Origin of the sequence: Paenibacillus sp. NRS-1781 (assembly GCF_050467745.1) — a bacterium.
Taxonomy (GTDB): Bacteria; Bacillota; Bacilli; order Paenibacillales; family Paenibacillaceae; genus Paenibacillus; species Paenibacillus terrae_A.
The window spans coordinates 1-12,003 of sequence record NZ_JBITPI010000048.1 but is presented as its reverse complement, the minus strand read 5'-3'; the positions used below and the strand labels follow the sequence as shown (position 1 = coordinate 12,003).

Annotated in this window: 12 protein-coding genes; 9 read left to right on the top strand and 3 right to left on the bottom strand. The window is 43.4% G+C overall.

The genetic code is table 11. The features are described from left to right. Positions 1-169: 169 nt before the first annotated feature. The 3 genes from ACIFO6_RS17950 (at position 170) to ACIFO6_RS17940 (ending at position 2,033) form a co-directional block, all read left to right on the top strand. Positions 170-487: a hypothetical protein gene (locus ACIFO6_RS17950; protein ID WP_430042530.1), complete on the top strand. Its 318-nt coding sequence runs from the start codon at positions 170-172 to the stop codon at positions 485-487. Positions 488-515: 28 nt separating this feature from the next. Continuing rightward, positions 516-1,379, top strand: a complete 864-nt coding sequence (locus ACIFO6_RS17945) for an NAD(P)-dependent oxidoreductase (RefSeq protein WP_430042528.1) — start codon at positions 516-518, stop codon at positions 1,377-1,379. 174 nt (positions 1,380-1,553) lie between these two features. Then, on the top strand, positions 1,554-2,033 hold the full coding sequence (locus tag ACIFO6_RS17940) for a transporter (RefSeq protein WP_430042525.1): 480 nt from the start codon (positions 1,554-1,556) through the stop codon (positions 2,031-2,033). A gap of 112 nt (positions 2,034-2,145) precedes the next feature. On the opposite strand, the gene ACIFO6_RS17935 is transcribed toward ACIFO6_RS17940, so the two are convergent. Next, complete coding sequence (locus ACIFO6_RS17935; protein ID WP_430042523.1) at positions 2,146-4,203, bottom strand: transglycosylase domain-containing protein; 2,058 nt, start codon at positions 4,201-4,203, stop codon at positions 2,146-2,148. A gap of 287 nt (positions 4,204-4,490) precedes the next feature. Between ACIFO6_RS17935 and ACIFO6_RS17930 the strand changes: the two genes are divergently transcribed. Then, positions 4,491-5,783 carry an MFS transporter gene (locus ACIFO6_RS17930; protein WP_430042520.1) on the top strand — a complete coding sequence of 431 codons (1,293 nt, stop codon included), beginning with the start codon at positions 4,491-4,493 and terminating at the stop codon, positions 5,781-5,783. A 143-nt stretch (positions 5,784-5,926) separates the two neighbouring features. On the opposite strand, the gene ACIFO6_RS17925 is transcribed toward ACIFO6_RS17930, so the two are convergent. After that, the gene (locus ACIFO6_RS17925) at positions 5,927-6,298 is read right to left on the bottom strand and encodes an AbrB/MazE/SpoVT family DNA-binding domain-containing protein (protein ID WP_430042518.1); all 372 of its coding nucleotides are present in this window, start codon (positions 6,296-6,298) and stop codon (positions 5,927-5,929) included. A gap of 437 nt (positions 6,299-6,735) precedes the next feature. On the opposite strand from ACIFO6_RS17925, the gene ACIFO6_RS17920 reads away from it, so the two are divergent. Continuing rightward, complete coding sequence (locus ACIFO6_RS17920; RefSeq protein WP_430042517.1) at positions 6,736-8,121, top strand: helix-turn-helix domain-containing protein; 1,386 nt, start codon at positions 6,736-6,738, stop codon at positions 8,119-8,121. A 229-nt stretch (positions 8,122-8,350) separates the two neighbouring features. Then, on the top strand, positions 8,351-8,539 hold the full coding sequence (locus tag ACIFO6_RS17915) for an aspartyl-phosphate phosphatase Spo0E family protein (protein WP_430042515.1): 189 nt from the start codon (positions 8,351-8,353) through the stop codon (positions 8,537-8,539). A 5-nt stretch (positions 8,540-8,544) separates the two neighbouring features. Here ACIFO6_RS17915 and ACIFO6_RS17910 read toward each other — a convergent pair whose 3' ends face one another. Beyond that, positions 8,545-8,790 carry an AbrB/MazE/SpoVT family DNA-binding domain-containing protein gene (locus ACIFO6_RS17910; protein WP_430042513.1) on the bottom strand — a complete coding sequence of 82 codons (246 nt, stop codon included), beginning with the start codon at positions 8,788-8,790 and terminating at the stop codon, positions 8,545-8,547. A 666-nt stretch (positions 8,791-9,456) separates the two neighbouring features. Here ACIFO6_RS17910 and ACIFO6_RS17905 point away from each other — a divergent pair. From ACIFO6_RS17905 to ACIFO6_RS17895, 3 genes are all read left to right on the top strand, one after another. Next, a complete protein-coding gene (locus tag ACIFO6_RS17905) occupies positions 9,457-10,047 on the top strand; it encodes a hypothetical protein (RefSeq protein WP_430042511.1) in 591 nt (196 codons plus the stop codon). Positions 10,048-10,706: 659 nt separating this feature from the next. After that, complete coding sequence (locus ACIFO6_RS17900; protein ID WP_430042508.1) at positions 10,707-11,066, top strand: HTH domain-containing protein; 360 nt, start codon at positions 10,707-10,709, stop codon at positions 11,064-11,066. A 322-nt stretch (positions 11,067-11,388) separates the two neighbouring features. Then, positions 11,389-11,793, top strand: a complete 405-nt coding sequence (locus ACIFO6_RS17895) for a GNAT family N-acetyltransferase (RefSeq protein ID WP_038573410.1) — start codon at positions 11,389-11,391, stop codon at positions 11,791-11,793. The last annotated feature ends 210 nt before the right edge of the window (positions 11,794-12,003 follow it).

The following is a 12,003-nucleotide window of genomic DNA, read 5'->3' as shown; positions in this document are numbered from 1 at the left end:
CAAATAAATATTAGTGACAGTAGTTGGCACTATTATCACGTATGCTTAACCTCGAAGTCAAGGTTCACACATCTGAAATCACAGCGAGTCAAACTTATTTTGCGTTGAATGACTGTGATAGAAGGTGTGAGGATGCTTTTTGAATGAAGAGGATGAGGGGAGTTTGAAGATGAAGAACGAGCAATACGTAATGGAGTTAGTACTATTCAAGTTAAAAGAGGGGACGGATAAGGACTCTTTTCATAAAGCTGCCACTGAATTGAGTGATGTGCTACAAACCCAATTGCCGGGATTTAAAGAGCGTCAATTGCTACATACCTCTGACGAAACACAATGGACAGACATTGTATATTGGTCTGATATGCAGATGGCAGTGGCGGCGATGGAAAAGCTCAAATCTGTGCCTGCTTTCCAAACGTTTGCCTCTATGATTGATTCCAAAGACATTCATTTACTACATCTGGTTCCAGTGAATCTGGAAGCGTAAAGAAAAGAGAATGGAGCATGTGAATAATATGAACAGCGTATCTGTAATAGGTTTGGGCTCTATGGGCGTTGCAATCGCTCAATCGTTACTTCAAAGTGGTTATAGAGTTACGGTATGGAATCGGACAAGTGAGAAGGCTGAGCTGATTGTGAAGACAGGAGCGATTTTGGCACCTGATGCTGCTACAGCAATAAGCGCGAGCGCAGTGTCCATTATCTGTGTATCTGATTATGCAGCGTCGTATAGTATTTTGGACACGGATGAAGTGAAAGCGGCTCTGGCAGGACGGATTCTTATCCAGTTAAGTACAGGAAGCCCGCAACAGGCCCGAGATCATGAGGTATGGACTCAATCATACCAGGCTGAATATATAGAAGGAGCGATTGTAGCTTCTCCTACCCAGATGGGACAACCGGAAGCAACCATATTTTCATCTGGTTCTCCTTCTGCATTTCATAAGTGTGAGTCGTTACTTAAAAGCGTAGCTGGAAATGTACTTTATCTGGGAGAGCAGGTTAGCGCAGCTTCGACGACGGACCTGGCATTTCTTTCATATCTGTTTGGCTCGTATCTCGGCTTTTTCCATGCTGCACGTATTCTTGAATCAGATGATCTTCGTGTGGATGCCTTTGGGGCCATGATTGCCCAGATATCTCCCGTTATTGGCGGGGTAATGAAGTATGAGAGCGAGTTCATTCAGAGTGGAGTTTACGATAAGCCACAAAGTTCTGTAAATATGAGTATGGTTACCGTAGATCTTCTCATGGAACAGGCTCGTGAAGCAGGGATAAATAATGAATTTCCTGTATTTGCCCAAGGTCTCTTCAAAAAGGCCTTGGATGCAGGATACGGTGAAGAAGAAGTATGTGCGCTAATCAAGGTGATGCGTTAGGCATGTTGGGAGCAATCAGTAAAATTTTTTGAAGAAAAAAGATGCATTTACGTTATAAACTGAGCTATAAAGGTACGGAATAGCCGAATGTGGCGACGGCATGGGGATTCGCCCAGTCCACGGGCTGATGTCTCGCATAGGATACATCAGCCTAGAACACAAGGAGTGAAACACATGTCTTTAATGCCTCAGGTCCCTTTCGGAACGCAGCCGGGAGCTCCGGGTCCATTCACACCGTCAGGTCCCTCGCTTCCACAATTTCCTGGCACACAGGGTTCGTTCCCGTCACCGGTAGGACCACCACCCGGGGGAGGGTCTTTTTCGCCCCCACCGCAGGGACCTTTTGGCCCACAAGCAGGGCCAGGACCGCTTGGCCCTATAGGACCGGGACCCCAAGCTCAAGCGCCTACAGCCCCGCCACCGCAATTTATGCCACCAAAGCCACTGGTCACGGGCTATGCTATTGACCCTTTAGCCATCTCCGGGTGTTTGTTCCGCAATACGTTTGTATGGCTGACGAATGGCGAACGCTTCTGGCTGTATCCCATCTTTGTAGGCAGAACATCCGTAGCGGGATTTCGGTGGAATGGTCGTTTTTGGACTTATTATGGTGTAGACACCAACCGTATCGAGTCGTTTAGCTGCTTCTGGTAAGCTGCGGATAATCGTGGCAAGAGAGATACAGGGGACATATGAGCAAATAAAATGAATTGAAAAAAGACTGAGAGAAGCGCTTATAGCGTTCCTTCAGTCTTTTTTTTGGCTGTTACTCCATCCACCATCGCTTGAAATTGCTCCACCATGATTTCTTTTCTGCCTGCCGCTCCGCTTGGTCAGTCTGTGTCGCTGTCGGTGGGTTATTCTGTCCAGACAGCGTTTCCTTCGGCTCCGTGCCGCTGACGAATACCTCCAGCCGTTTATCCGGACTGTCCGGCGCAGCCAGCTTGCCACTGGCTGGATCAATATAGGCGCTGACGACACCGTCAGGGATGGGAAAGATTTTGGGCGGCACATTCTCCAGCGCTTTCTCCGTATATTGCGCAAAAATCGGTGCCGCCCGCCGGGCATCCTGCTTGCTGATGGCCTTGCCCTTGTCATAGCCAACCCAGACGGCGGTGGACAGCTCGGGCGTGAAGCCAACCATCCACGCATCGGTGTTGGTCGTGCCGCTCTTCCCGGCAACCGGGCGCTTGATCAGCTTCGCGACCCGGTTGCCGGTGCCACCTTCCTCGAACACGCCTTCCATAAGGCGTGTGAGGACGTAAGCAGAGGCGGGCTTCACTACCTGCACCGGAGCGGTCTGCGGTGCTTCATAGAGCGACCGCCCGGCCGCATCGGTGATGCGCAGCACCGCCACCGGGGCGACATTGTGCCCGCCGCTGCCGATAACCGAGAAGGCCGAGGCCATCTCGAACGGGCTGACAGGCGATACGCCCAGCGCGAGAGAAGGCACGGGCTTCATCTCGCTCGTAATGCCCATTTTACGGGCGAGGTCCATGACCTTGTCTGTCCCCACCTTCAAAATGGTGCTTACAGCATAAATATTATCGGACGCCGCAATCGCACGCCGCAGATCAATTTCGCCCAAATATTTGTCTCCAAAATTTTTGGGCTTGTAGGTTTTACGGTTGTTGTCGTAGTGGAACATCGTCGGTCGGCTTTCGAACTTGGACGTACTTGTCAATTCGCCAGAATCCAGTGCGCTCAAATACATAATCGGCTTAAAGGACGAGCCGGGCTGCCGGGTTGTGGCAAGCGCATGATTATACTGATTGCCGACATAGTTGGTCCCGCCAACCATGGCCTTCACATGTCCGTTGCGCGGGTCAATGGAGATCAACGCCGTTTCCAGTCCGTTGCTGTTCTTCATGCCCTCGTCTACAGCCGCCTCGGCTGCTTGCTGCATGTGCATGTCCAGCGTGGTATATATGCTCAGGCCGCCATGCTCCAGCACACTTTCACTAATTCCCAGCTGATTCATTGCAAGCTGGCGGATGTAGTCGCGAAACCAGGGGGCTGTTTCTACCGTCCGGCGCTGGCTCTCGGGCCGCAGGGCAAGCATTTCCTCATAGGCCTTGGTAGCTTGGGCAGGAGTAATTTTGCCAGTGAGCGCCAAGGAATCCAACACGATTTTTTGTCGATCCTTTGCGTTTTTCATATGATTATACGGCGAATAATAGGTCGGTCCCTTCGGAATACCTGCCAGCAGGGCGCTTTCAGCCAAATCCAGATCTTTTGCGGATTTACCGAAATACATCTGCGAAGCCGCTTCAATGCCGTAGGCACCGTGACCATAATAGATTTCATTCAAATACATTTGCAGCAGCTCTTTCTTGGTGTACTTCATTTCAAGCTGTGCGGTATAGATGGCCTCCTTGGCCTTGCGTGTCCATGTTTTCTCATGAGATAGATACAAATTGCGTGCAAGCTGCTGAGTCAGCGTGCTGGCTCCTTGCGACATATCCCAATGGGTCAGATTGACAAGCACGGCCCTGCCCAAGCCTTTGAAATCGAAGCCGAAATGATCGTAAAACTTCCGGTCCTCCACAGCCAACGTAGCTGCAATCAGATCGGGTGAAATGTGATCCAGCTGGACAGGGATGGATTCCTTGCCTCCGGCAGAGAAGGTGGCAATGACTTGGCCCTGGCTATCAAGCAGACGCGAATTCCGGTCCGTATCCGCGAGCGGGAGACTGGTGGTATATAAATAGGCGAGCAGAATGCAGGCAGCGATGACCGTCAGAATGGTGAGTGACAGCAGTCCCTGAAACCATCGAAGCCAGAGCGGCTTGCGTTTGGGGAATTGCCCGGTTGTAGCGGCCATCCTGCCACCTCCTTCCATGGTTGATGTTCTCAGTATTGTCAATCCGAAAGCGTCTATTCATCAGATACGTATACGTGTACATTTTATACGAAATCAAGTCTAAAAAGAGTTTTTCAGGCTATCCGAGTATCGCCTATAAGCAAAAAGTGTTTGTATTCATGGACGTGAAAGCATTTGGACACCGAATTTCCTATAAAGATAAAAGAAGGAAATATAAGGTTGTGCGTAGAATATACAAAAAACCAGACATTTTACAGAATTGTAATATCAACGAGGGAGGAATTTTTTTGATCAGACGCTCTTTTTATTACCTGTGGGGGTCTCAGACGATCTCCAACGTAGCAGATATCATCTACATGTTGAGTGTAGTGGTATTGGTGTTCAGCTCAAGTAATTCTTTAATGACGACGATTTTGATTCCGCTCTTCCGATTGTCTGCCCAAGTGCTTAGCGGGCTCGTTGCACCGATAGTCCTCGGCCGATTTCGACTGACGCGTATTTTGCTGTTTTCCCAATTTGGGCAGTTTGTCATCTTCACGCTGTTGCTGCTTTATTTGTGGATCACGCCTGATCAGAGGTCTTTTCTGTTCATTTTCGTGATGGTGTTTGGTATGTCATTTCTGGATGGCTGGACCAATCCGGCACGTAATGCGCTTGTACCCCGATTGGCAAACGGCGAAGGACTGATGCGTGCCAACGGCATGGTGGCGGTCAGTGATCAAGTGGTTAAATGTGCAGGCTGGGCGTTGAGCGGAATTATTGTGGCATGGCTCGGTTCCCTGAATACACTTGTGATCGCATCCTGTTGTTATTTGGTGGCTGTAACTGTTACTTCATTCATTCGTGATCCGCTGGATCAAAAGGAATTAAGCCCCGAATCCTCAGAGCTTGCCATGAGTGGGTTAGAAACAGCGAAAGTAAAGGAAAAAGGCTCTCACTGGAAGGAGCTTGGGGAAGGCTGGCAGATCATTTGGCATAACCGCCGCATTCGTTCTTTGATGATCGTGGATAGTGTGGACACCATTGGAGGAACCTCCTGGCTTGGCGTATTTATTCTGGCGTATGTTACGCAGGTGCTGCATCAGGATGCAAGCTGGTGGGGCTTTATGAATGCCTCCTTTTTCTCGGGTACGATTCTGGGCGGGCTGCTCGTCGTCGGCTTGGTCAAGCGGCTGCAAAAGAACAGCTTTCTGTACATGCTCGGAGCGTTGCTCGTATATGTGCTGATTACGGTGGTGTTTGCGCTCAATACGATCCCGGTCGCTGCGCTTGTTCTTTTTGCTATATCTGGCTTACCGGTTCAAATGGCAGGAATTATTCGCCGTACCTTGCTGCAAACGAGTGCCCCGGCCGCTCAGCTCCCTAAAGTAATGGCGGGTATTGATGTGCTTACGAATCTCGCTTTCGGCCTATCCTTGTTATTCCTGGGCTGGTATGCAGACCGTTTCGGCATGGTGCAGGTATATTTATTGGCTGCGGCTATGACAACCATTGCCGTTCTGATCGGCTGGTTCTATCGCCGTGATTTTCAGGAAAGTGAGCAAATAGATCATCCAACCGCTACGGGCGCAGGGATCTGAAGCTGAGGCATTCGTGGGACGGGTCAACGGTTATGGATGGACTACATAATAATTTCACAATTTTCTAATGTAGAGTAAGAACATAAGCCAAACCTGTCATGTAGAAGGCTTGGCTTATATGTCTGTTAACATGTGGTGACAATCTACAATAACCCTTTGAGCTGAGATACATGGCTTTGTGACACGCCCAGCCATTTTGCATATTCATTCTGTGATGACTGGTAAGTCCGCTTTTCTGTACACGTATGTTCCTTAACAACAGGAATCGGCTTTGGACTGACGCCTATATTGCCCTTCAATTCGACGGTACAGTTCTTACATAAAAGCGAACCCCTGAAATACGTTAGATTTTCAGCTGAGTTACACAGCTTACAGGAAGCGCCAACATATTTATGCATACCTAAGAAGCCTGTTTCATGATCGGCAAAAAATTCTATTGAATCACCAATATCCAAGTTCATGGTGGTACGGATTTCTTTTGGGATAACGATACGGTGTGAGGTTATTTTTAGCATTGGATTTGAAAGTGAATTTGATCATATGTATACACTTATTGCATATGAGAGAGAGTCTCTATAAGCGCTTAATCCTTCGGTTGATTGACAGAATTTACAGGATTGACCGATGTATCTTTTTAAAATAATGGTGCCCTTCTCTGTGTCTATAAAAAATTCAATGGAATCCAGAGGTTCAAAATCGCATGTATATAATATTTCTTTGGGGATGGTGAAGCGCCCCAAATGGTCTAATATTCTCGTCATGGCAATGTGTTTCACGTCAAAATCTCCTATTTTCAAGATGAAAAGAAATAAAATAGCACTATTCTTTATTGTTCCAAATGGTGGTATTATTATGGAAAGGAAAATAAATCATTATATTATATGTTTTCCAACTATAGGATTTGTTGAAATGAGAATCATACTACAGTTCATGTTGAAAGGGTGGTTTATACATGGAAATCACACCTGGGATAAGAGCAGAATTAGAAAAATACTTGGAACAAAAAGGGTTGAGCAAGACCGCGTTTGGACATATCTCGGGACTGAATCCGGGCACCGTCAGTGGTATTGTGACGGGCAATAAGTCCATTTCGGTGAATCAAATGGATCTGATTACGCTAGGAATGGAGTTACCACCGGATCATTTTTATGAGCGTTATATTGAAGAGTACATTATAGATGAACCGCTGAACTGGCGAAAAATTAGTCCGTACTTGTACCGATGTGTGGAGCTTCATCGGCTGGATTGTTTAAAAAGAGTCGTCTATCTATTGCTAGACCATGCTGCCTATCCGTCTTTGCTCTATGGAGTAGCCGAAAATATTTTCAAAGACGGGTATAATGAAGCCTCTGCTTTTCTGTATACAAAGGTGGCTGAGAGTGAGAAGCATCAGCATTCAGAACGACTTGCTGTGTGCCAGTATCGCTTGTTTAAGCTCACGATTGGGAAAGACCAAGCGGTTAACCTTGGAGCCGCCGCTAAATTTGAATCGTTTATCAATCGTTTGGATGAAATAGATCAGCTTGATGCATTAAAGGACTTGGCGAATGTATACAGATCCATGGGCTATTGGGACAAGACATATACATTTGCTAAGGAAATGAGACGGCTAGGGAAAATACAATATGACATGGTTCACAACTCTGGACGTAAGGAACAAGGGCTACGAAAGAAACTAAGTAGACCACTTTTTGTATATATAGCCTACGGTGATCTGCTGTGCGCAAATGCATGTGATGCCAAAGGAAATTTTGAACAAGGTTTAGAGCATATTCTTGCTTATACTGATTTAAGCTGGGTAAAGGAGCAGGATTCAGACACACTCCACTGGATGGGCTTATTTCAGCAGTGGGGAAAAATGAATAGGTACGTGAACAGGCTTATGTCAGGAGATGTTAGCGTGCTGCCGGATTACGTAGAGTATATGGCGGGCGAGCAGCAAATCTTTGCCGAACTCTTGAACGTTATCGAAGCCGCTAATCGGTACGATATGGATGTGGATCATATCCTCCAGCGCTTTGAGACTCAAATTGCAGCCTATCAGGAGCCATCGTCTGCTGATCTGTATACACAGCAGGTTTTACCAGAACAGTACGTGCGGTTTTGGTATAAGATGGCTAACTATAGTCTGAACAAGGGTAGATACTCTTATGGCTTCGAGTGCCTTTTAGTCGCTTGGGAAAATGCTCTTACAATGAATAATCAACTGATTATTTCAAATTGTGCACGATTATTTGAGCGCTTTAGTGTGAATGCTGTCCTTGAAACAGGTAGAAAACTTCGAAAAATGTGGAAAGAAATTGATCAAAAAGACGGCTTTGTTCTTGGCGTTAACTAGCTTTTTACTGGTGTTTGCACTACCAATCCAAGCTAATCATCAAGCTCATGGCACAGTCAACTTCAGATTCACATTGGTAGTGCATAAATCAAGGCACAATTCATTACCATTGACCAGCTTAAAAGGCTGGTCTTTTTTTGTTTGATTTTTCAAATTTTTGGTTGAAAAAAATAATAATTCGAATTTGCTCATTCCATCCTAAAATGAAATACATTAGGAGGGAATGTCAATGGATACAGATGAGACGTTACAACAACAAATGGAAAATGCCCGGCAACAGCTTCATGATCTGTTTGAACTGTATGGTTTCGGACATGCGTGTGTTCTTGAGCAGTCTATGCTATTGGATGAACTTATTAATCAGTACAACCGTATGTTTCAGATCCAAAAAACTTACAAAAATATGCATCTGGTGTAAACAGATCATATCCCTTTCAGTTCGCGTATACATGGAGTACAAACGAAGGAATCTCTATAAGGCATCAAACTATGATTAGAGCCACATAACCTACATTGTTTTTTTACTAATTGAATTAGGATGATGCCTTGTTCTTGTAAAGAAAATTCCAAATCATCGTGTTTTTCAATGCCCAAATCTTTCCTTATGTCCATCGGTAAAACGATTCTTCCGACAAAATCCAGCTTCCTTACCCATCCTACTCTATGCAAAACTAATCCCTCCCATCACATAACGAATATTATTGTATCACGATATCTATAAAATGACTTATTTGAAATAAAAATACATTATCATGTCATAAAATGTAATACATTCAGTGTAACGACTGTTACATAGGAAACGATTATATTCAACGTATGTAATTTTATTTTAAAGGGGGACATGCAGATATGGTTTACGTTATCATCTCAATAGTATCTTCCGTGCTACTATTTTTTCTGATTTATAGAATTATTAAATATAAGATAAGGAAATATAACCGTGAACATTTTGGACTATCATTAAATATGCTTCTTATTCTAGTAGGAAGAATATATATCAATACAGGAGAATCTAATTTAAAACCCTTGCTAATAGGTTATACATTCTTGTTTTCTGTTTTGTTATTAATTTTTTTATTTGGTATGGTTGGTAAAAAAAATAGTAAGCACTGAACGGAAATTGACCATTTTACTGACCGTCGTTGGACATCGAGGCATCCATGCCCTAGTGATATAACACACTTTTTTGTTGAGCCTAGTCACAGAACCTTTGCACGGTTCAATTCAGTAGCTTGCCTTTTATATGGAATGGAAATCCATTTTTTTGTTGAATAGTTACAATAAAATACTTATAATGTAAATGTGTATAACTACCTGTAAAAAACTTTATTGATCATGAATGCTCTAATAGTTTCTATACATACTGGTTTGATTGATAAAGCGTGCAGGAAAAAAATCAAAGAAAGTGGGCTTATGAGTATGAAAAACATTAAAAAAGCTTCATTATTATCTGTTTTGTCTTTAGCTGTTGCCATTCCATTGACTGCTTCTGCCGCAGCCACTACGGAAGTTACACCAGCTACAACTGATTCAGTAGCAGTTTCCCAATCTGCAAACACATCAACCGATGTGAATGCGCCAAAATTGGGGGGGCATGTTATTACTCCTCAAGACACTAATTCGGTGCTTAATAAAAGTCTTGCTAATACAGAGATGTCAGAGCGTTTCTATATTGATCCAGGCTACGGGTATGCTAAGGTATGGCTACGCAATGATGGTAGCCAACCGATTAAGTTAACAGTAACTCAGGGTTCAGCTTCAGGTACGCAGAAGATGAGTGCAACTATAGGTAAAGGTGAAACTTGGTCTCAGATTAACTCTAGTGCTTGGTCTACTGGTAACTTCTATGTTAACCTTACTTCAGGTAACGCCGCCATGAAAGGCTCTCTCTCAGTTCGTATAGGTAATTCACGAGGAGAATTGTAATTAACTCATAGTTGCTTATGAGTGTTTATTAGGTCGGCCAATGGGTCGGCCTTTTTCTATTAGGGAGGGACGAACCTTGTTCCACGATGAAGAGACAGATAAGGTAAAACGTCCTGTAAACGGACAGTGTCTATTTGCAATAAGCTGGAGTCGGAATTTTATACCACACTCGGCGCTTCATTTTGTAGCGAGTGCTGGGAAGTCATGAAATCTGGGTATGAGGACAAATTGGGTGAAAGGATCGTTTGGGACAAGTGATATGGAGAAAGTGAGATCGACAAACTGAAACGAAGAAATATGATTCTTAGCGATCTGTCCAGAAGGATAGATGATGAATATAGGGATGTAATAAAAGGTACGTTTATGTATAGAAGGCATGATAGTTTAATGGTCAAGGCACCCTAACCGGTGCTTTATTATTTGTTCAGGAAACTTTTCCTTAGCTTCACGAATCTATAAGCAAGCGGGAGGGGGAACGAAAAAATCGTTCTCCTGTTGCTGTGGCACAACAAGACGGTATTCTAAATCTGCATGATTAGATAATAAATCACTGTAACAGAAATCCCTATTTTTTGGTTATAATGATATATATAATTATTCTTTTGGAAGTGGAGGTGTGGAACTGAAATAAAGGATGATATATCAGTTAGCGTTATATCGTGTCGGATAAGAATTTTTATGAAAGGGGTTTTATTGAAGAAGATGTTATTTTGGCATATTTAGATGGTAAATATGGATTCTCTGAATTGGGTGATTCTAGAATGAATTTTGATAGTTTAATCTTCATGCTAGCTAATGGAATCCAGATGATAGACGAAAACGAGCGAGTAAAAGGCATCATTGACATTTTGAATCAGCATTGGGGTGTTTCATATGAAACCATAGCGCTGTATGCCAAGCTGGATACGAATGATGTACAGCAATTTATGAAAGATCCAGAGTCGATCTCCATAGACAAGAAATATAGTTTATCTGTTATAAGTCTGTTCTTGCACTATTTGTTTAAACCAACTCAATAGTAGAAAAGAAGCTTACAGTCATTACCGGCCCTTCTTTAGGGATTAATGTAAGTGGTATTTCAACAGTTTCCCCTTCAGCCAATTCGTATTCTCATGAATTCTTTAATGCAAATAAATACAAATTTTAATTCAGTTAATCCATTTTCTATACATATTTTTAATAGTATATTGAGGTAAATAAAGTGATTATTCACTTTGATAAATCCGAAATTGCTTTGTCGGTATTATTTTATGGTTTCGTAAGGATTGCAAAACCATCGAAATATGGGAGTTTAAAACAGATGTTGTGCCGTAGTTAGTTTTATGAAAGGAAGGTATAGGGGTGAGTATTTATTACGCTTCAAGCAAAGAGGATATCACTAAGGATGCACTCCAAGAGTTATTTCTTTCGGTAGAATGGGAGTCTGGCAAGTATCCAAACGAGCTTTTACAAGCAATCGGAGGGTCTCATTCAATTGTTACCGCTTGGGAAGGAGGAAAGCTTGTCGGTTTAATAAATGCTTTGTCAGATGGTGTTTTAACGGTATATTTTCATTATATGCTTATTAATCCGAGTTATCAGAGTATAGGTATAGGTAAGGAAATGATGAATATAATGCTTGATAGATATAAAGGGTGTAAAACAAAAGTATTAATTTCTTATCCTCATGCAGTGGATTTCTATAATAAATTTGGCTTTAATACAGAGGATGGAGCTACACCAATGTTTATCTCAGAGTTGATATGATTGAACTAACGGGACACGTTACAGCGGCAGTCTAATACTTTATTTTCACCGAACAGTTGGACATCGAGGCATCCATGCCCTAGTGGTATAACACACGCTTTTTTGTTGAGGCTAGTCAGAACCCTTGCACGGTTCAATTCAGTAGCTTGCTTTTTATATGGAATGGAAATCCATTTTATTGTTGAATAGTTACAATAAAAGACTTATAAT